Source organism: Roseateles sp. P5_E8, from assembly GCF_054177665.1.
This window is the reverse complement of the sequence record NZ_JBGCUM010000013.1, coordinates 37,195-56,780: the sequence shown is the minus strand read 5'-3', so window position 1 is coordinate 56,780 and position 19,586 is coordinate 37,195. Positions and strand designations below refer to the sequence as shown.

At 68.6% G+C, this 19,586-nt stretch carries 15 protein-coding genes; 5 read left to right on the top strand and 10 right to left on the bottom strand.

Annotated elements, in window-relative coordinates:
• Nucleotides 1-61: 61 nt before the first annotated feature.
• The 4 genes from ACXRVZ_RS10230 to ACXRVZ_RS10215 all read right to left on the bottom strand — a co-directional run bounded on the left by ACXRVZ_RS10230 (nt 62) and on the right by ACXRVZ_RS10215 (nt 8,676).
• A complete protein-coding gene (locus ACXRVZ_RS10230; RefSeq protein ID WP_457424225.1) occupies nt 62-1,963 on the bottom strand; it encodes an NPCBM/NEW2 domain-containing protein in 1,902 nt (633 codons plus the stop codon).
• Entirely contained in the window at nt 1,960-4,647 is a 2,688-nt protein-coding gene (locus ACXRVZ_RS10225) for an alpha-galactosidase (protein ID WP_457424227.1), read from the bottom strand. Before ACXRVZ_RS10225 ends, ACXRVZ_RS10230 begins: the two co-directional genes overlap by 4 nt.
• On the bottom strand, nt 4,644-5,738 hold the full coding sequence (locus ACXRVZ_RS10220; protein WP_457424229.1) for an amidohydrolase family protein: 1,095 nt from the start codon (nt 5,736-5,738) through the stop codon (nt 4,644-4,646). The genes ACXRVZ_RS10225 and ACXRVZ_RS10220 overlap by 4 nt, the downstream gene beginning before the upstream one ends.
• Nucleotides 5,739-5,826: 88 nt before the next feature.
• Complete coding sequence (locus ACXRVZ_RS10215) at nt 5,827-8,676, bottom strand: TonB-dependent receptor (RefSeq protein WP_458232381.1); 2,850 nt, start codon at nt 8,674-8,676, stop codon at nt 5,827-5,829.
• Between the two features lie 384 nt (nt 8,677-9,060).
• On the opposite strand from ACXRVZ_RS10215, the gene ACXRVZ_RS10210 reads away from it, so the two are divergent.
• From ACXRVZ_RS10210 to ACXRVZ_RS10190, 5 genes are read left to right on the top strand one after another with little or no spacing between them, the layout of a single operon-like run.
• Complete coding sequence (locus ACXRVZ_RS10210) at nt 9,061-9,960, top strand: EamA family transporter (protein ID WP_457424233.1); 900 nt, start codon at nt 9,061-9,063, stop codon at nt 9,958-9,960.
• On the top strand, nt 9,957-11,243 hold the full coding sequence (locus ACXRVZ_RS10205) for a D-tagatose-bisphosphate aldolase, class II, non-catalytic subunit (RefSeq protein WP_457424235.1): 1,287 nt from the start codon (nt 9,957-9,959) through the stop codon (nt 11,241-11,243). The genes ACXRVZ_RS10210 and ACXRVZ_RS10205 overlap by 4 nt, the downstream gene beginning before the upstream one ends.
• Nucleotides 11,244-11,246: 3 nt before the next feature.
• Entirely contained in the window at nt 11,247-12,416 is a 1,170-nt protein-coding gene (locus ACXRVZ_RS10200) for an SIS domain-containing protein (protein WP_457424237.1), read from the top strand.
• Nucleotides 12,413-13,366: an N-acetylglucosamine kinase gene (locus tag ACXRVZ_RS10195; protein ID WP_458232380.1), complete on the top strand. Its 954-nt coding sequence runs from the start codon at nt 12,413-12,415 to the stop codon at nt 13,364-13,366. The genes ACXRVZ_RS10200 and ACXRVZ_RS10195 overlap by 4 nt, the downstream gene beginning before the upstream one ends.
• Before the next feature lie 49 nt (nt 13,367-13,415).
• Nucleotides 13,416-14,222, top strand: a complete 807-nt coding sequence (locus tag ACXRVZ_RS10190) for a DeoR/GlpR family DNA-binding transcription regulator (protein WP_458232379.1) — start codon at nt 13,416-13,418, stop codon at nt 14,220-14,222.
• A gap of 10 nt (nt 14,223-14,232) precedes the next feature.
• On the opposite strand, the gene ACXRVZ_RS10185 is transcribed toward ACXRVZ_RS10190, so the two are convergent.
• The 6 genes from ACXRVZ_RS10185 to rhaS form a co-directional block, all read right to left on the bottom strand.
• Nucleotides 14,233-14,778, bottom strand: coding sequence for a DUF2243 domain-containing protein (locus ACXRVZ_RS10185; protein WP_457424243.1), 546 nt, complete (start codon nt 14,776-14,778; stop codon nt 14,233-14,235).
• A gap of 144 nt (nt 14,779-14,922) precedes the next feature.
• Complete coding sequence (locus ACXRVZ_RS10180; RefSeq protein ID WP_457424245.1) at nt 14,923-15,072, bottom strand: hypothetical protein; 150 nt, start codon at nt 15,070-15,072, stop codon at nt 14,923-14,925.
• A gap of 33 nt (nt 15,073-15,105) precedes the next feature.
• Nucleotides 15,106-16,062: an ABC transporter permease gene (locus ACXRVZ_RS10175; protein ID WP_457424247.1), complete on the bottom strand. Its 957-nt coding sequence runs from the start codon at nt 16,060-16,062 to the stop codon at nt 15,106-15,108.
• The gene (locus ACXRVZ_RS10170; protein WP_457424249.1) at nt 16,059-17,021 is read right to left on the bottom strand and encodes an ABC transporter permease; all 963 of its coding nucleotides are present in this window, start codon (nt 17,019-17,021) and stop codon (nt 16,059-16,061) included. The genes ACXRVZ_RS10175 and ACXRVZ_RS10170 overlap by 4 nt, the downstream gene beginning before the upstream one ends.
• Nucleotides 17,018-18,550 carry a sugar ABC transporter ATP-binding protein gene (locus ACXRVZ_RS10165; RefSeq protein ID WP_458232378.1) on the bottom strand — a complete coding sequence of 511 codons (1,533 nt, stop codon included), beginning with the start codon at nt 18,548-18,550 and terminating at the stop codon, nt 17,018-17,020. The genes ACXRVZ_RS10170 and ACXRVZ_RS10165 overlap by 4 nt, the downstream gene beginning before the upstream one ends.
• Before the next feature lie 10 nt (nt 18,551-18,560).
• Entirely contained in the window at nt 18,561-19,562 is a 1,002-nt protein-coding gene (rhaS, locus tag ACXRVZ_RS10160) for a rhamnose ABC transporter substrate-binding protein (RefSeq protein WP_457424253.1), read from the bottom strand.
• Between the last annotated feature and the right edge of the window lie 24 nt (nt 19,563-19,586).

Below are 19,586 nucleotides of genomic sequence, written 5' to 3'. Positions count from 1 at the left end.
CCCGGGCGCCGCTCGCGGCGCCAAAGGAAGAGAGGGAGGGAAGAAGGTGCGGAAGCGGCGCCTACTCGACGCGAGCCTCGCCCCAGGTCACGACGACGGGGCCCGTGGTGTCGGCCCCGTGCTGGCGCGCGATCAGCTCGATCAGCTTGACGCCGCGCAAGTCGGCGCTGAGATCGCGCGCCGGCTGGTTGAACTTCATCGCTGCGGTGGTGGCCAGGCGGCGGCCATCGCCCCAGACCTCGAAGCTGACGGCAGCCGTCTTGCCGCGCGTCGAGTCGTCCACGCCGACCTTGGCCGTGAAGCGCTGCGAGCCGGCAGGCAGCTTGACTTGCAGCCGCGAGTCGGCGAGCACGCCGACGCCATGGCGGAAGGCCTGGCGCTGCACGCTCAAGCCCTGGTCGTAGGGCGTCGAGTCAGCCCGCGGCCCGCCCCAGCCGGCATAGGCCGGGCGGGTGCCGCCGTTGTCGGTGGTGGACCACGACGCCATCGCGCGGTAGCCGATGGGGTCCTGCTCCAGCGCGCGGATGCCGTCGCGCGCAACATAGACCTGGCCCGGGCGCTCGGAGACGAAGTAGCCGCGCGGCAGCAGGTGCTTGCCCGTCGCCGTGAACAGCAGCGCCTCGCGCGGCTGCAGCTCGAACTCGCGCCGACCCGTGAACGTGCCGGCGTCGGCGCGCGCCCAGGCGTCGCGCAGCGCGATGGGCCGGGTCGAGTCCATCTTCAGGTGCTCGGCGGTCAGCGTGAACTTGGCGGCAGCACCCGTGCGGTTGAACAGCAGCACCGCCTTGCGCCCGTCGGCCAGCGTCTTCACGAGGATCTGCCGGTCGCTGTCGGCATAGGCGAGGACGCCTTGATTGCCGACCGGGTCCTGGTTGATGGCGACCACCTCGGGGGCCTTGAGCACGTCGATCAGTGCAGGCGACGCCTTGGACAGGTCGGTGCCGATCATCAGCGGCGCTGCCACGATGGCCCACAGGCCCATGTGGGTGCGGGCTTCGAGCAGGTGCTTGCCGTCGAAATCGCCGTTGCCGATCTCCAGCATGTCGGGGTCGTTCCAGCGGCCGGGGCCGGCGTAGAACTCGCGCGTGGCCACGGTGTCGAAGTTGTGCACCATCTGCGGGAAGGTGTTCGCGATGTCGCGGCTGGTGCGCCACATCGTGCCGACCTCGGCGCCCCAGCTGCGCACGTTGGCGGCGCCCCAGAGGCAGACTGACAGCACATAGTCGTCCAGCGGCCGCACGCTGCGAAGCGCTTGCGTGACCCGGCTGTACAGCGTGCGGGCGCCCTCGACATCGGACTGATTGACGTTGCCCTCGACGACCGTGGGCCCGAACTCGCGGAAGCGGCCGGACGTGACCGGGGGGCGGTCCTTGCCATATGACGACAGCCCACACCCGTCGACCTTCAGAAAGTCGAAGTTCCACTCGCCGAAGTAGAGCGCGATGTCGCGCTCGATGTTGCCCATCAGGCCCACCTCGCGCTCGGCCTGCGTGCCCTCGGGCAGGTTGGGGCTGTCGGTGTTGTACGCCTGCGAGCAGGCGTTGCGGCCGATGTCGGAGTAGAGGCCCGCCTTCAGGCCCAGGGCATGGATGCGATCAGTGAAAGGGCGCAGCGACGTGCCGGCCGCGCCGCCGGTCGCCGCGCTCGGGAACAGCCCCGTGCGCACCTGCAGGCGCCCGTCGCTGAGACGGCGGTGCAGCCACCAGCCGTCGTCCACGTTGATGCTGCGGTAGCCGGCAGCGGCGAGCCCGCTGTCGACGATGACCTGGGCGGAGTCGAGCACCTTCTGCTCGGTGAGGTCCATATGGAAGGCATTCCAGCTCGACCAGCCCATGGGCGGTATCGGCGCGCTGCCGACAGGCTGGTGGCCCCAGCGGCCCGTGGGCGCCAGGGATTGCTGCTGCGCGTGCGCGGCGCTGACGAGCAGAAAGAGGGCCAGGGCGGAGGCGAGGCGAGCGTTCATGCGGTGTGGGTCATCAAGCGGCCGAAGGCGGCGGGGAGGTGGAAGTTGGGCTCTGGCGTGTGCGTCGGGCTCCAGCTGGAGTAGACACGACCCATACCCCGGCCTTCGACGCGGAACAGATTGAGCCGCCAGCCGTCATCGGCGCCGCTCGCACTCTGCATGGGCACGGCCAGCTCGGCCGTCCAGACCTTGTGCTTTGCATCGATCTGCGCCCTGGCGCGGCTCTCGCCGAAGATGCGCTTCTTGCCCGAGGCCTCGACGGCGATCTCCAGCAGCAGGCCGTTGGGCGACACCTCCACCTCGCGGTAGCTCTTCAGCCCCGCACGGTCCGGCGCCTGCAGGAAGACCTCGACGACATCGCGCTCCCACAGCGGCCAGATGTCGGTGGCGGACCCCGCGCGCTCGAAAGTGCTCAGCGCCTCGAACTTGCAGATGAAGCGCAGGTAGAGCTGGCCGGCGCTGCGCAGCAGCTGTACGCGGGTGGACTGCGGGCCGGCGAGCGCCTTGCCTTGCCAGTCGTGGCGGAAGAAGGTGGTGGGGGCGTCGGCCCATTGCGACGCGAGCGGGAAGCCGTCGGCGCCCACCTGCCTGACCTTGCCGGCGAACGCGACGGGCAACGTGTCCGCCGCTTCGGGGCGGGCCTCGATCAACAGGCTGTGCGTGAAACGCAGTGGCAGCGTAGGCTGGTCGGCGCTCACCACGCCAAGCGCCTTGCCGGTCAGCGAATCACGCAGCTTCCAGCGGCCCGCGCCCAAGCCACGCAACGTGACCGGGCCATCCCAGCGCTCGGAATAGAACGCGTAGTGCAGCGCGCCGCCCTGCTCGACGACATGCGTCTCCGGCTTGTCGAAGCCCAGGTCGTACAGCTCGCCGCGATAGCGACCTTCGGCCAGGCGCTGCTTGCTGTAGAGGTCCACCCAGGTCCGCCAATGTGCCTCGCGCTCCGGCGTCAGCAAAAAGCTGTCCTTGGGCTTGGGGTCCACCGGCCAGGTGAACTTGCTGGCCACGACGGCGCCGATGCCGACGCTGGAGGCGAAGTCCTGCCCGCCGGTGCTCAGCTCCACGTGGTCGCCCGCGTAGGCCGACCACCGGCCCATCAGCGCCTTCAGCGTCTTGCCCTTGTGGCGCACCTGCCAGCTGGACAGCGGGTCGGACGCTGGCGCCTGGTCCATGAAGGGCATGTTGTGGAAGGCGTAGCCGGTGCCGCAGGGGCAGACCTCCACCACAGCCTCCGGGTTGGCCGCGTGAGCCGACTCGTGCATGACCTTGTAGAACGCCGACACGCCTTCCACCGACTCTTCCGGCCGCGCATGCCTGTGCGCCGGGTTGAAGCACGGCGCCACGCCGTTGAGGTGCTGGCCGTCGACCTTGAGGCCGTCGAAGCCCCAGTCGCCAATGATCATCTTGATGGTGGCGGCCAGGCGGGCCTGCGTCTTCTCATAGGCGGGGCAGAGGTAGAAGGCGTTCCACCACGTCACGTTCTGCACCGCGCCGTCCTTGTCCAGCAGCAGCAGGTCGGTGTGGTCGTGCAACTCGTCGCTGCCAGGTGCCACGGCCAGCGGCGCGATCCACAGCCGCGCCTTCATGCCGCGGGCGTGGATGTCGGCCACCAAGGCCTTGATGTCGTCCGCACCGCGTGGGAACTTGGCCAGGTCGGGCGTCCAGTCGCCAGTCTTCACCTGCCAGCCGTCGTCCAGCACGGCCCACTTGAAGCCCAGCGCCTGCACCTTGGGCAGCGTGGCGCGGACGAACGCCAGCGAGAAGTCGCGCTCATAGCCCCAGGCGCACCACTGCGCCTCGTAGGCGCTGGCGGGCGGCTCGGGCGCCACCAGACCCTGCGCGGCCATCAGGCGACGGTAGCGGTCCAGCGGCACGAAGAAGTCGCCGCGGTGCACGGCGAGGAAGCTGGGCGGCGTGGTGAGCACCTGGCCCGGCTTCAGCGTCTGCGGCGCGTCGCTGCGCAGCGAGACTTCGACGGCATCACCAACGGCCTTCACGGGCAGCGCAAGCAGCTGCGGTTGAAGAGCCAGGTGGCCGACGGCGACGCCGACATCGCGGCGCCAGACGTCCACGACGGGCGTGCCGCCGCCGTAGTCGGACGCATTCATGCCCATGAAATTGCGCTGCTCGAAGCCGCGCTTGACGGGCTGCACCCAGTCCCGCCGGTCGGCATGGCTGGCGCCGGAGTAGGTCCACCAGCCACCCGCGTGGCGCGGTGCGGCGGCCAGGCGGTGGGCGGCGTTGACCCAGGCGTCGACGGCGACGGGCTTGTCGCCAGTGTTCGTGTAGCTGACGTCCAGCAGCGCAACGCCGGGGTGCTCGTCCAGCAGCGTCACGGTGACGCGCTTCTCAATGCCTTCCGATGAGTGGCCGACCAGGCGCAGCGTCTGGCCGGCGCCAAAGGGCGTGCTGGCCTTGCCCGGCTCGGCCTGCTGCAGCGTGAAGCGGCTCAGCGCCCTGCCCTTCACGACGAGGTGCTCGCTCGCGTCGAAGGCGGTCAGCGTGAGGGGCTGCTTGCCCAACAAGCTGACGACGCGGCAGCGCATCTGCTCGTCGAACTGCAGCGACACGGCAGCGTCCTGCACGCGTACATGACCCTTGCCTTCAGCGGCGTGCGCCAGAGGCAACTGCGTGACCAGCGGCGCCGCGCCCAGCCATTGGAGAAACGCGCGCCGAGCCGTCATCGTTTGCCACCCCAGGCGCCGGGGAAGGCACGTTCGGCGTTTGTGCGGTAGAGCTTGTCCACCACCTCGCGCGGCAGCGCCAGGCCTTGCACCGGCTTGTCGAGGTCGCTCACCTTGAAGCTGTCCGCCGTGTTGAAGTAGCGCCAGTGCATGCGCCACACGCCTTCGGCTTCCTTGCCTAGCGCGGCGCCGTCCTGCCCGGGCGCTTGCGACATGTCGCTGCCGTAGAGAAGGCGGTCCTGGTACTTGATGAAGAAGCGGCGCACGCGCTCGCGGTCCTTCTGGCTTTGATATTGCAGCTGGCCGATGCGTGCGGCCACGTCCACCACGGCGGTCGGGAATTTGTCCAGGAAGGCGGCCAGCTCGTCGACATCGCGCTCCAGCGAGGCCAGGTGCACGCCGACGAAGCGCAGGCCCGGGTGCGCCGCCACCATGCGGTCGCGCGCGGCCATCTGCGCCTCCCAGCTGGGCATCTCGGGATGCAAGTGCATGTGGTACTGCGGGTGGGCCTTGAAGTATTCGCGGTCATTGTTGACCGTCATCTTCTCCAACGGCAGCCAGCAGTTGTGCGGTTCGCCCTGGTGGCCCAGCAGCGGGATGCCGCGTTTGGCGAAGTCGTCGAACAGCGGCGCGAAGCGGGCGTCGTCGATCATGACCAGCTTCTTGTCGGCGCCGCGAAGGCTCATGCCGATGTTCTTCCACACCTTCACGCCGACGGCGCCGGCCTTCAGCGCCGCGTCGACGCGCTGGCGTGTGGCGGGCAGCCAGGCGGGCTGGTCGGAGCCGTCCACCGAGAAGCTCGCCGCCCAGGCCACGTCCTTGGGGAAGGCCTTCTGCAGCTGGATCGCCACGCGCTGCTGGTCGTCCAGCGGCGGGAAGTCCGGGTAGTCGACGTTGATCGTCAACACCTTGAAGTTCTGGCGCTGCGCAGCTTCCATGAAGGCCGGCGCAGGGTTGTGCAGATGCAGATGGGCGTCGATCTTCACGACGCGGCCGTAGTCGGCCATCGTGTAGGTCGGCTCGGCAGCAAGAGCCGGGAAAAAGGCCGCCCCGGCAAGCAGGGCGGCAACGGAGGAGACAAGGTTTTGCATCAGCAATTCAATCCGGATATTCGAACCGAGCGTCAGGCCGCCCCAAGCCGGCCCACAGGGAGACCGGACGAGGGGCATTCATTCCACTTCAGAACTTGATGCTTGCGCCCACTGTGACGGAGCGCCCATAGCGGTAGTAGCCCTGGGGCAGCTTCACATCGTTGTTGCCCAGCGTGTACTCCTGCGTCGCATCGGTCAGGTTGTTGCCTTCGATGCTGAGGCGCAGCCACTTGTTGACCTCGTAGGCGACCTGGGCAGTCATCCAGGTCGTGGCCTTGGCGCGCTCGTTGAAGCCGGCGCCCAGCACATTGGTGGCGGTGACGAAGGCGTCGGTGTGGTCGGCCGTGGCGCTCATGCTCCAAGGTCCCTTCTCGTACAGCAGGCCGAACGACGACGTGGCCGGCGCAATGCCTTCCAGCGCACGCTCCTCGCCGCCCACCCAGCTGCGCGACTTGTTGCGGGTGTACTGCGCCCGCACGCCGAAGCCGTTGTTCCACAGATGCTGCAGGCCGATCTCGAAGCCGCGCGCCAAGGCCTTGTCGCCGTTGATGGGCTTGCTGATGTTGAACAACCGCCCGCCCGGCGCGCCGATGTCCTGGCCCGTCAGCCAGATGCTGGTGATCTGGTTCTTGATGTTCTTCTGGTAGACGGCGAAGGTGAGCGCCGAGTCCTTGGCGTAGTACCACTCCAGCGAGGCGTCGTACTGGCGGGCGCTGTAGGGCTTGAGCTCGGCGTTGCCGCCGAAGACCTGCGTGAAGTCGCCCCAGGAGATGCTGTTGGTGGTGCTGGTGGGCGCCAGCTTGTCCACCGACGGGCGCGCCATGGTCTTGGCCGCACCCAGGCGCAGTTGCAGGTTGTCGGTGAAGAGCCAGGTGAAGTTGACCGTCGGCAGCGCGAAGTTGTAGCTGGTCTCCTGCTGCACGACCGAAGGCGCCGCATACACGGCCGTGTAGTTGAACGCGCCGTTCTCGATGATGTTGGTGATCTTGGCGTCCCAGGCCTGGGCGGTCGTCCGGGTCTTCACGAAGCGCACGCCGACGTCCGCGTTCCAGCCCTCACCCGACATGTCGGCCTGCACGAAGGCCGTCGTCGTCTTCTCCGTCACGCGGTAGCTTTCCAGCGGGTTCCAGGCCGGCGCTGAAGCCGCCGAGCTGTAGACGCCGCCACCGGGGCGCGGCTTGCCGTCATAGGCCTTCAGGGCCTCGGCGTAGTTGTTTACATCGAAACCAAGGAAGCTGCGCGGGAAGTTGCCGCTGACGCCGTCCAGGAAGCCGTCGGGGCTCAGCGTCTGGTTGATGACGTTGCCGCCCAGCGCGCCGACGTTGATGGCGCTGGCGCCCGAGTAGTGGCCGTCGCCCGCGTTGAAGGCGTTGTTGATCAGGTCACGCGACTTCTTGCGGTTGGTCTGGCTGAGGCCGAACTTCAGCTGGTCGATGTAGAACCGGTCCAGCTTCCAGTCCAGGTTGGCGGTGGCGCCGCTGATCTTGTCGTCGATGTTGTCGCCGGCCCGGCTGTAGTAGTGGGTGTTGAAGTCGCTGGGCTTGAACAGGCCTTGCGCCAGGCCGGTCTGCAGGTCGCGGCCGTCGGCGAAGGTGGTCTTCACGTCGGGCACCGCCGAGCCGGTCAGCTGGATGCGCGTCACGTTGGGCTGGTTCATGCGCAGCACGACGTAGCTGTCGTTGCCGCCGGAGTGGCGCTTGGAGGTGGACTCGTAGAGGTCGCCCGTCAGCGTCAGGGTCGGCGAGAGCTTCCATTCCGCGTTGGCGCCATACATCGCCGTGTCGACGACGCGGTACTCGGTCTTGTTCAGCAGCTCGGGGTTGAGCGCCATCTCCGGATTCGGGTTGGCCAGCGTGAAGTCGGTGACCACGCCATTGCTGATCTTCATGTTGGACCAGCGGCCCGGCGCGTACAGCGGGTAGAACGACAGCTGGTAGCCGACCTGCGGCGAGTCCAGCCGCGTCTTGAAGCCGTCGACGACGACCTTCACGTCGCTGCTGGGCCGCCACTCCACCTTGCCCGACAGCGCCATGCGCTCCTTCTTTTCCATGATGGTGCCGAAGCGGAACTGGCCCGGGGCGATCAGGCCTTCCTCGTCCAGGTCCAGCTGGCCATTGCCGTTGGGGTCGATGTTGCCGCCCCAGGTGTTGCCCCAGGGCCAGAAGAGTTCCGGCTTGTTCGGCGCCGGGTTGCGGCTCCAGCCGCCGTCATTGCCGGCCGTGTCGGTGCGCACGTCGCGCTTGGCGTACACCACACCCAGCAGCACGCCGACCGTGTCGCCAAAGGTATTGCTGTAGGTGCCCGACAGCTTGGTGCCGTTGAGGCTGCTCATCTGGTTGCGGTCGGCCTCCACGCGCAGCAGGCCGCGCTGGCCCTTCTGGTCGAAGGGGCTGGCAGAGCGCAGGTTCACCAGGCCGCCGATGGCGCCTTCCATGTTCGACGCCTGGGCGGACTTGATGACGTCGGCGCCGCTGATGACGTCGGCGGGCAGCACGTCGTAGGCGAAGTAGCGGCCGGCGCTGTCCGTGCCCAGCAGGCGGTTGTTGAAGGTCGTGATCGTGTATTCGGGCCCTAAGCCGCGGATGCTGACCTTCTGGCCTTCGCCGCCCGCCGTTCGCGAGATCGACACGCCAGTGATGTGGCTCAGCGAGTCGGCCACGTTGTTGTCGGGGAAGCGGCCCAGCTCGGTCGCGCTGATGCTGTCCTGCACGCCGGCGGCGTTGCGCTTCAGGGTCAGCGACTTCTGCAGGCTGGCGCGGGTGCCGGTGACTTCCACGCGCTCCAGGGTGTCGGGCTCAACCTTGGTCGCGGCCTCCTGGGCCAGGGCGGGGGCACCGAACGCGGCCAGGGCCAGCAGGCCGGCAACGGTCAGGGGGTGCAGCGCAAAGCCGGCATGGGCTTGCGCTGCGGTCGAGGGGGGTTGCAGTCGAGGACTCATCGAACGGTTCCTTTTTGTGGCGCGGCTGCCGTCAGGGCAGCCAGAAGCAATCTGCTGGTGGTTACCGGGGTAGCGATCCCCGGGGTGGGCTTGCCGGTTCTGGAAAAAGTGCCCCCGAACCGGCTTGCCGCAAGTCTACGAATTCTTTCGTTTGATTTCGTATATCGTTTTTACCAATGCACATTGCTTTCGATAGATCATGCCACGAAAGGCTTCCAGTACGCTGACATAGAGGCGACGCCCCGAGCTATATGGGTATTTGCAGGCCACCCATGAAATTTGACATACGAAAGGGCTTGCGCCGTTGTGTTTTCGTTTTCGTTCGTTTATGCTTTCACACGAAAGTTGGCCGCTGGCCATCGTGCAACCCGAAAGATGCTGCCCATGCAGAGCAAATGGCTCTTCCATGCCCTCGTCACGACCCTGCTCTGGGGCGTGTGGGGCGCCTTCGCCGGCCTGCCCGCCGAACACGGTTTCCCTGACACGCTGATCTACGTCGTCTGGGCGCTGACGATGATCCCGCCCGCCGTCATCGTGCTGGCCCGCGCTAGCTGGCGCATCGAGCGCGACCGCCGCTCCGTCGTGCTGGGGCTGACCGTGGGCCTGCTCGGCGCCGGCGGCCAGATGCTGCTGTTCCGCGCGGTGCAGTCCGGCCCGGCCTACCTGATCTTCCCCATCGTGTCGCTGTCGCCGGCCATCACCATCGCGCTGTGCTTCGGCCTGCTGGGCGAGCGCACCGGCAAGCTGGGCGTGGCGGGCATAGCTTTGGCGCTGTGCGCGCTGCCGCTGTTCGACCTGCAGCTCGGCCAGGGTGGCCAAGGCCTGGGGTTGTGGTTCGTGCTGGCCCTCGTCGTGCTGGCCGCCTGGGGCCTGCAGGCCTACTTCATCAAGCTGGCCAACGCCGGCAGCAGCGCCGAGAGCATCTTCTTCTACATGACCGTCGGCGCGCTGGCCTGCGTGCCGGTGGCGCTGGCGATGACCGACTTCAGCCAGCCCATCAACTGGGGCTGGCAAGGCCCCGGCCTCGCGGCCGTCACGCAGGTGCTGAACGCCATCGGCGCGCTGACCCTCGTCTACGCCTTCCGCTACGGCAAGGCCATGGTCGTGTCCCCCCTCGTCAACGCCGGCGCGCCGCTGTTGACGGCCGTGCTGTCCATGGCCCTCAGCGGCACCACGCCCAGCGGCGCCAAGCTGGCCGGCATCGCGCTGGCCCTGCTCGCCGCGCTGCTGCTGGCGCTGCAACCCGAAACCCCCGCCCCATCTGCCCAAGGAGAAGCGGCATGAAGCTCATGCTCGACCTCGTGCGCCGCCACAAGCGCGCACGCCCAACTGAACACGCCGCCATCGGCATCCCGTCCGTCTGCTCGGCCCACCCCGTCGTCATCGCCGCCACGCTGCGCGAATGCGCCGCGCAAGGCCGGCCCGCCCTCATCGAGGCCACGTCCAACCAGGTCAACCAGGACGGCGGCTACACCGGCATGACGCCGCTGGACTTCCGCCGCTACGTGATGGACATGGCCGCAGCCGAAGGGCTGGCGCCCGAACTGCTGCTGCTGGGCGGCGACCACCTGGGACCCAACGCCTGGCGCAAGCTGCCGGCCGATGCCGCCATGGCCAAGGCCGAAGTGATGGTGGCGCAATACGTGGCCGCGGGCTTCCGCAAGATCCACCTGGATTGCTCCATGAGCTGCGCCGGCGACCCGGTGCCGCTGCCCGAGCCCGAGATCGCCGCCCGCGCCGTGCGCCTGTGCCATGCGGCCGAGCAGGCCTGGCGGGATGCACCGGACCGCGGTGACCCGCCCGTCTACGTCATCGGCACCGAAGTGCCCGTGCCGGGTGGCGCGCACGAGGACCTGGGCGAGCTCGCTGTCACCTCACCCGAGGCGGCCGCCGCCACGCTGGAACTGCACCGCCACGCCTTCGCCCGCGCCGGGCTCGACCTGGCCTGGGAGCGCGTCGTCGCCATGGTGGTGCAGCCCGGTGTGGAGTTCGACCACCACAAGGTCATCGACTACCGCCCCGAGAAGGCCCAAGCCTTGAGCGCCTTCATCGAAGGCCAGTCCGGCCTCGTCTTTGAAGCCCACTCGACCGATTACCAGACGCCCGAGCGCCTGGCCCAACTGGCGCGCGACCACTTCGCCATCCTCAAGGTCGGCCCCGGCGTGACCTTTGCGCTGCGCGAGACGCTGTGGGCGTTGGCCGCCGTCGAGCGCGAATGGGTGGGCAAGGGCGAAGGCCTGGTGGCCACCGTGCTGGGCGTCATGCGCCAGGAGCCCGAGCATTGGCGCGGCTACTACCAGGACCCGGCCCGTTTGCAGGTCGACCTGGCCTACTCCTTGAGCGACCGCATCCGCTACTACTGGGCCCACCCGGCCGTGCGCGAAGCCTGCCGAACCATGCTGGCCCGCCTGGACGCCGCGCCGCCGCCGCTGACGCTGCTCAGCCAGTACCTGCCCCGCCAGTACGAGGCCGTGCGCGACGGCCGCATCACCACTCGCACCGATTCCCTGCTGCGCGACGGCACCGTCCAAGCCCTGCGCCCTTACATGCACGCCTGCGCTGCCTGACCCATGACCCTGCTCCATCTCGACCCCACCGATCTCGACCACCGGGGCGCTGCCCACACCGCCCGTGAGATTGCCCATCAGCCTGACGTCTGGCAGATGGTCTACGCACAACTGCAGGCCGAGCGCCCCGCCCTCGATGCCTTCCTGGCGCCGCTGCTGGCCCTGCCCGACCTGCGCATCGTGCTGACGGGCGCCGGCAGCTCCGCCTTCATCGGCCAGTGCATTGCGCCGGCGCTGCTGCGCCACTTCGGCCAGCGCGCCGGCATCCGCGTCGAGGCGGTGGCCACGACCGACATCGTCTCCAGCCCCGAGCAATGCCTGCAGCCCGAGGTGCCGACGCTGCTGGTGTCCTTCGCCCGCTCCGGCAACAGCCCCGAAAGCCTGGCCGCCGTGGAGCTGGCCGACCGCCTCGTCAAGACCTGCCACCACCTCGTCGTGACCTGCGCAGCCGACGGCAAGCTGAACCAGCGCCTGGCCGGCAAGGCCAATGCGCACGTGCTGCTGCTGCCCGACGAGACGCATGACCGCGCGTTCGCCATGACGTCCAGCTTCACCGGCATGCTGCTGGCCGCCGCCTGGGCCTTCGGCCTGGCCCTGCCGCCGGTTGCCGAGCTGGCCCGCGCCGGCCAGGCGCTTGCAGTCCACGAGACCGACCGCCTCTACGCGCTGGCCGAACAGCCTTTCGAGCGCGTCGTCTACCTCGGCAGCAACACGCTGCTGGGCCTGGCCCGCGAGGCCGCACTCAAGCTGCTGGAGCTGACCGACGGCAAGCTCGTCGCGCTGGCGGACTCCACGCTGGGCTTTCGCCACGGTCCCAAGACCATCCTGAACGACAGGACGCTGGTGGTCATCTTCCTGTCCAACGACCCCTACACGCGCCAGTACGACCTGGACCTGCTGCAGGAGCTGCGCCGCGAAGGCCGCGCCCGCGTGCTGGCGCTGCGCACCGACGACGCGAGCCACGCCGACGACGTGCCCCTGGGCCTGCCCACCACCGCGCCCGACCTGGCCCTGGCGCCGGTGGCCCTGGTCTTTGCGCAATGCCTGGCACTGCTCGCTTCGCTGCAGCGCGGCATCACGCCCGACAACCCCAGCGCTTCGGGCACCGTCACGCGCGTCGTCAGYGGTGTCACCATCCATCCCCTGAACCCGCAACAGCAGCAAGAGCGATGAGCCCCATGTTCCTCGGCATAGACGGCGGCGGCACCAAGACCGCCTTCGTTCTCATCAGCGCCGACGGTAGCCTGCTCGCGCGCCACGAGTCGACAACGAGCTACTACCTTGAGATCGGCTTCGAAGCGCTGCGCACGCTGCTGCAGGACGGCGTTCAAGCCGTGCTGGGCCAGGCCGGCGTGCCCGCGTCTGACGTCACCCACGCCTTCGCCGGCCTGCCCGCCCACGGCGAGGACAGCGCGCTGCTGGCGTCCTTCGACACACTGCTGGCCGGCCTGCTGCCGCGCAGCACCGTCGGCAACGACATGGTCTGCAGCTGGGCCGGCTCGCTGGCGGGCGCCGACGGCATCAGCCTCGTTGCCGGCACGGGCTCCATTGCCTATGGCGAATGGATGGGCCGCGGCGCGCGCTGCGGTGGCTGGGGTGAGGTCTTTGGCGACGAAGGCTCGGCCCACTGGCTGGCGCGCGAGGTGCTGGCGCTGTTCTCGCGCATGGCCGACGGCCGCGCCGAACCCGGTGCCTTGATGGACCTCGTGCGCGAGCACTTCGGCCTGAAGCACGACCTCGACCTCTGCGCCGCCATCAACGGCAGCGCCGCGCGCAGCGAGCTGGCCCAGGTCGCCCGCCTGGCCACGGCCGCCGCCAAGGCCGGCGACGCGCAAGCCCGCCAGTTGCTCGTGCGCGCAGGCGACGAGCTGGCGGCGCTGGCCGCAGGCGTGGCGCGCAACCTCGGCGTGACGGGCATCCAGGCCGTGCCGGTGTCCTACTCGGGCGGCGTGTTCGCCGCAGGTGAGCTGGTGCAAGGCCCGCTGCGGGCCGCCCTCGCCCGCCGCCTGCCTGGTGCCGTGCTGAAGACGCCGCGCTTCGGCCCAGAACTCGGTGCCGCGCTGTACGCCGCGCGACTGGCCGGCCAGTCGCTGGCACCCGCCGCATTGGCCAGACTGGGCTGAGCTTCTCGTCGATATCATTCGAAAGTCGGCCCCGCGTCTCACCACCTGCATGCCCACCCCCACCACCTCACTCGCGAAAACCGAAAGCCCGCTGCTCATCGACGAGCGGCGACGCCTCATCCGCGAGCTGGTGCAGAGCCAGGGCCGCGTCACGGTGGAAGAGCTGGCCGAGCGCTTCGGCACCTCGGTCGTCACCATTCGCAGCGACCTGAACTCGCTGGCCTCCACCGGTGCCGTGCTGCGCACCCACGGCGGCGCGCTGGCCCAGCGTGACACCGAGGAAGTGCCCATCGGCGTGAAGCAGAAGCTGCGCCACGAGCAGAAGGTGCGCATCGCCGCCGAGGCCGTGCGCCTGATCCGCGACGGCGAGACCATCCTGCTCGACTCGGGCTCCACCACCGAAGAGATCGCCAAGCAGATCCGCGGTTTGAAGTTGACGTCTCTGAACGTCATCACCAACGCGCTGAACATCGCCGGCCTGCTGGCTACGGTGCCGCACGTCACCCTCATCATGCCGGGCGGCCAACTGCGGCCCAACTCCTACTCGCTGTCCGGCCCCCAGGCCGTGGCCGCGCTGCAAGGGCTGTATGYCGACCGCCTCTTCCTTGGCGTCGACAGCCTGGACCCCGACATCGGCCTGATGACGCCCCATCTGCTGGAGGCCCAGCTCAACGCGCAGATGATGAAGATCAGCCGCCAGGTCGTGGCCGTGGCGGACGCCTCCAAGCTCATGAAGCGCAACCTCTCCGTCATCGCGCCGGTGGAGCAGCTGGACATGCTGATCACCGACAGCGGCGCCGATCAAGCCATTGTCGACCAGCTGCGCGGGCGTGGCATCGAGGTCGTACTGGCCTAAAAGGCAACGCTCACAACTGCATTTCCACCGCAGGTTTACGCCAGTTTTGCGCTTCACGGGTTTGGCGGCTATCGCTGCGGCCTGCGATGACCAGCCCCGCACCGCCAACCACCAACGCCAGCCCGAAGGTCAGAAAGGCCAGGTCCCCGGCCCCAGGAGTTGGTGAATCCTCCATGACGTGATGCAGCTCCAGCAGGTGATGAGCAATCACCCCTTCGGCCAGGTTGAAGAGGCCCCAGCCAAGCAAGGCGCCGCCAGCGAGTGGGCCGGCACGCCAGAGCACGTCAGGGCGGCGCCCGGCCCTGAACAGCATCGCCACGCCGCCGAGGGTCATCAACCACACCGCACCATGGAAGATGCCCCCCCAGAACATGCCGACCTTGGCGCCCATCAGGTTGTCAGGCGAGATGCGCGCCGACAACATGTTGTGCCACTGCAGGATCTGGTGAAACAGGATGCCGTCCAAAAGCCCACCCAGCCCCGCGCCCAGCAGCATCGCAGCGGCCACCAGGGGGGCGACGCGCTGGTGCCCGTGGATGTTGTTGACGGCGCTCATGGCCGGCCGCCCGCGCCGAGGTCCGCAAAGGCCAACGGCGCCAGCACGACGACAGGCGCGGCCAGGGCACTGGCCAAAACAAGCAGAGGATGCATGGGGAACTCCTGAAGCTCCCCCTACCGGCAAACCGCGTTCCCGCTACGGTCACGGCACCACCAGCCGCTTGGCCGCCGTCAGCGCCTGGGAGACGACCAGGTCCAGGTTGCAGTACTTGCAGGTAGCCAACCGGCCGACGAAGGTGACATCGGAAAGATGTTCGGCATCCGCTTCATGGCGCCGCCGATGTGCGGGCACAGCGCTTGCGGGGCCGGCTTGCCGGCGCGGAATCTACCGGCCCAGCTTGCGAAATTTGGCCCCGCAGGCCATCGCGCCGATCAGCAGTGCGCCAACGATGATCGTCATCACCATGCCGGAGACATTCAACATGCCCAGCGCGAAGGTGAAGCCGCCCAGCAGCACCGTCGCCAGCAGCACGCCGACGATGCTGCCGCGCCCGCCTTGAATCGCCACGCCACCGAGGATGACGATGGTGATGGCGTCCAGTTCCCAGCCCATGGCGAGGTTGGGCCGCGTGCTGCCGATGCGGCCCGTCAGCTGCACGGCCGCCAGCGCCGCCATCAGGCCGGCAACGACGAACAGCCCCAGCCGGTAGCGCTGCACGGCGATGCCCGAGAAGCGCGCCGCCACGGGGTTGGCGCCGATGGCGTAGATGCGCCGGCCATGCACCGTGCGGTGTTGCAGCAGCATGAACGCAACGGCCACGGCGCCCATGACGCCGAACTCGATGGGCACGATCAGCCAGGGCCAGCCCGCCAGGTCGCCCAGCGTGCCATTGCCCCACTGGCTCAGCCACTCGGGGTAGCCGGTGATGGCTTGGTCGCCCAGCAGCACCAGGGCCAGGCCGCGGTAGAGCGACAGCGTGCCGATGGTGACGACGATGGAGGGCAACTGCCAGCGCGTGACCAACCAGCCGTTGAAGGCGCCGCAGGCGAGGCCACAACCCAGGGCGGCGGCCAGCATGCCGGCCGCACCCGCACCTGCCTGCATCGCGTAGCCCATGGCCAGCGAGCACAGCGCCATGGTCGCGGCGATGGACAGGTCGATCTCGCCGGCAATGATCAGCAGCGCCATGGCCATCGCGATCAAGGCTTTCTCGGACATGTTGGTTGTGCTGTCGGCCACGGCGTAGGGCGAGGCAAAGCCGTCGATGCCAAGCCCGAAGCCGACGTAGACGGCGACGATCAGCGCCGCCAGCACGCGCTCCCAGGAACCCCAGGCTTTCATGCGGCTGGCCTTTCGAGGATCTGCTGTCCCGACCGGCGCTGAGCCCGGGAGTTCAGCAGCACCGAGATCAGGATGACGGCACCCGCAATGGCCTGCTGCCAGAACGGCGAGACGTGGATGACCGGCAGGGCCGCGTTGATGACGCCGATGAACAGCACGCCCAGCAGCGCGCCGCCGACCGTGCCGACACCGCCGGCGATGCTGACGCCGCCGATGACGCAGGCCGCGATCACCGTCAGCTCGAATCCTGTCGCCAGTTCGGTGAAGGCAATGGCATAGCGGCCGACCCAGAGCAGGCCGGCGAGCCCGGCCAGCGCGCCCGACAGCGTGTAGGCCATGCGGATGCGCTGCGGCACCGGGATGCCCACGACCAGCGCCGCATGCGGGTTGCCGCCGCAGGCGTAGAGGTCGCGCCCTGCCCGGCGCCAGCGCAGCAGCCACCACCCCAACGCTGCGACGACGGCCGAAAACCACACCAGCAGCGGCAGGCCCAGCAGCTCCGAGCGAGGCAGGGCCTTGATGGACGCGTGAATGTCCTGGTCGTTGACCCAGGCGCCGCCGCTGACCAAATGGATGGCACCGCGGTAGACCGACATGGTGCCCAGCGTAACGACGATGGGCGGCAGCTCGAAACGCGTGATCAGCCAGCCGTTGACGGCGCCCTGCGCCGCGCCCAGCGCCAGCGCCAGCACGATCAGCACCGGCGCGCCGGCACCCGGAAAGAGCTTGCCGACCAGCGCCACCAGCATGCCCGTCAAGGCCAGGTTGGACGCCACGGACAGGTCGATGCCGCGCGTGAGCAGAACGGGCATCTGGCCGATGACGAGGATGGCCAGCAGCGCCGAATCGTTGGCGATGTCGAGCGCATTGCGAGGTGTGAGGAAGACGGGCGACCGCAAGCCCACGGCCAAGGTGATGGCCACGATGACGGCCGCCAGCGCCAGCTCGCGGCGCGTCATGCGGCGGCCCTGCCCTGCAACGCCAGGCCGGAAGCCGCAGCCACGATGGTTTCTGCATCCACCTCGCCGCGCTGGAACTCTGCGACCTGCCGGCCACGCTTCATGACAATCACGCGATGGGCCAGGTGCATCACCTCGGGCAGTTCCGAAGACACCAGGATGACAGCCAGCCCCTGCGCCACCATCTCCGCCACCAGTTGATAGACGGCCTGCTTGGCGCCGACGTCGATGCCCTTTGTGGGTTCGTCCAGGATGACCACGCGCGGGTTGAGCCCCAGCCACTTGCCGATGACGACCTTCTGCTGGTTGCCACCGGAGAGGCCGGACAGCGGCGTGTCCTGGCTGGCGGTCTTGATGCTCAGCCGCTCGATGAGCCGCTGCGCCAGCGCGCTCTCGCGCAGGGCGGACAGCCAAGGCCCGCGCGAGACCTGGCCCTTGACGGCATGCCCAGGCCCGGCCAGCGCGGCCAGGCTGAGGTTGTGCCGCACCGAGAAATCGAGGATGCCGCCCTGGCGCTGGCGCTCCTCGGGCACATAGGCCAGGCCCAGCGAGATGGCGTCGGCCGCGTCACGGATGCGCCGCTCCTGGCCGTCTATCAGGATGCTGCCGCGCACCAGCGGCTTCAGCCCCATCAGCGCCATCATGACCTCGCTGCGCCCTGCGCCGACCAGGCCATAGAAGCCCAGGATCTCGCCACGCCGCAGTGCAAAGCTGATGCCGTCGAACTCGGTCGGGTGGCTGAGGTCGCGGGCCTCCAGCACGGTCGCGCCGGGCTGCGTATCCACGCGCGGGTAGACCTGCTCGATGTTGCGTCCGGCCATCAGCCGCAGCAGCTCCGGCTCGGTGGCCTCCTTCATGCGGCCACTGCCCACCGACGCGCCATCCCGCAGCACCACGTAGTTGTCGCAGACGGCGAACAGCTCGTCGAACTTGTGCGAGATGAACAGCACCGCCACGCCGCGAGCCAGCAGCCCGCGCACGAGGCCGTAGAAATCGCGGATCTCGGCCTGCGACAGCGCGGCGGTCGGCTCGTCCAKGATGACSACGCGAGCCTKGTGCGACAGCGCCYKCGCGATCTCGATCAGGTGCCGTTGCGCCAGGCTGAGCTGGCTCACCGGCGTGGTGGCGTCAAAGCCCGCGCCCACCTCGTCGAGCACCTCTTGCGCCAGCCGGTTCATCGTCGCCCAGTCCACGACACGCAGGCCCGCCGGCCCGCGCATGGGCTGCCGGCCGATGAAGATGTTCTCCGCCGCCGTCAGCTCGTCGAACATCACCGTTTCCTGGTGCACGGCGACGATGCCGGCAGCTTGGGCCGCGTGCGTGTCGCGCAGGCGCAGCGGTTGCCCGTCAATCAGCAGTTCGCCCTCGTCGGGCTGGTGGACGCCGGTGAGGATCTTGACCAGCGTCGACTTGCCCGCGCCGTTCTCGCCGATCACTGCCAGCGCCTGGCCAGCCCTCAGTTCAAGGTCAACCCCGCGCAGCGCATGCGTGGGCCCGAAGCGCTTGTGGATGCCCCGCAGGAGGAGCACCGTGCCAGGGTCAGAAGAACTTGGCGAACTTGTCGACATTGCCGGCGTCGTAGGTGAACGGCTCGGCCATCACGCCTTCCGTGTTCGCGTCCAGCGTGACCGTGCCGACGCGGCCGACGCTGATCTTGGCGCCCGCAGTCGCCGCGGCCTTGCCGGTGACGAGGCCGTGGGCGATGTAGACAGCCGAGTATCCCAGGTCGATGGGGTTCCAGATGGCGAAGCTCTTCACCGCGCCACTGCGCACATGGCCGGCCATTTCGGAGGGCAGGCCCAGGCCGGTGACGAACACCTGACCGACCCTCTTCTCGTCCTGCACGGCCTTTGCGGCGGCCGCAACGCCGACGGTCGTCGGCGCGACGATGGCCTTCAGGTTCGGGTAGCTCTTCAGCAAACCCTGTGCCTCGCGATAGCTCTTGTCGGTCTGGTCGTCGCCGTACACCACGCTGACCAGCTTCAAGCCCTTGGCCGCCGGCTGGGCCAGCGCCTTCTTCATCTCGCCAATCCACAGGTTCTGGTTGGTCGCCTGGGCCGTGGCCGACAGCACGGCGATCTCGCCGCTGCTGCCGATGGCGTCGGTCGCGAGGCTCACGAGCTTCTGGCCGATCAGCGCATTGGACGAGGGCGCGAGATGCACGAGGCGGCCATCCTTGCGCACCGCCGAATCGAAGGACACCACCTTGATGCCACGCGCCATGGCCTTCTTCAGCACCGGCACCAGCGCGTCGGGGTCGTTGGCGGAGATGACGATGGCCTTCACGTTCTGCGCGATCAGCGTGTTGATGACCTCGATCTGCCCCTCGGCCGTGGCCTTGGAAGGGCTGGCGAGCACGATGTCCACGCCACCCAGCGCCTTGGCCGCTTCCAGCGCGCCCTGGTGAGCGGCGATGAAGAAGCCGTTGCCCGAGCTCTTGGCGACGAGGGCGATCTTGTCGGTGGCCAGGGCGCCCTGGGCGGCCAGGCTGAAGGCGGCGGCGGTAACGGCGAGGGCCAGCGTGCGGCGGCGGAGGGTCATGGAGTGGTCCTGGAAAGAAGGGCT

Bases quoted from the DNA above. Each gene is read 5' to 3' on its own strand.
- rhaS (WP_457424253.1), bottom strand. From the start codon at position 19,562: ATGACCCTCCGCCGCCGCACGCTGGCCCTCGCCGTTACCGCCGCCGCC.
- ACXRVZ_RS10215 (WP_458232381.1), bottom strand. From the start codon at position 8,676: ATGAGTCCTCGACTGCAACCCCCCTCGACCGCAGCGCAAGCCCATGCC.
- ACXRVZ_RS10195 (WP_458232380.1), top strand. From the start codon at position 12,413: ATGAGCCCCATGTTCCTCGGCATAGACGGCGGCGGCACCAAGACCGCC.
- ACXRVZ_RS10230 (WP_457424225.1), bottom strand. From the start codon at position 1,963: ATGAACGCTCGCCTCGCCTCCGCCCTGGCCCTCTTTCTGCTCGTCAGC.
- ACXRVZ_RS10185 (WP_457424243.1), bottom strand. From the start codon at position 14,778: ATGAGCGCCGTCAACAACATCCACGGGCACCAGCGCGTCGCCCCCCTG.
- ACXRVZ_RS10175 (WP_457424247.1), bottom strand. From the start codon at position 16,062: ATGAAAGCCTGGGGTTCCTGGGAGCGCGTGCTGGCGGCGCTGATCGTC.
- ACXRVZ_RS10170 (WP_457424249.1), bottom strand. From the start codon at position 17,021: ATGACGCGCCGCGAGCTGGCGCTGGCGGCCGTCATCGTGGCCATCACC.
- ACXRVZ_RS10225 (WP_457424227.1), bottom strand. From the start codon at position 4,647: ATGACGGCTCGGCGCGCGTTTCTCCAATGGCTGGGCGCGGCGCCGCTG.
- ACXRVZ_RS10210 (WP_457424233.1), top strand. From the start codon at position 9,061: ATGCAGAGCAAATGGCTCTTCCATGCCCTCGTCACGACCCTGCTCTGG.
- ACXRVZ_RS10220 (WP_457424229.1), bottom strand. From the start codon at position 5,738: ATGCAAAACCTTGTCTCCTCCGTTGCCGCCCTGCTTGCCGGGGCGGCC.
- ACXRVZ_RS10205 (WP_457424235.1), top strand. From the start codon at position 9,957: ATGAAGCTCATGCTCGACCTCGTGCGCCGCCACAAGCGCGCACGCCCA.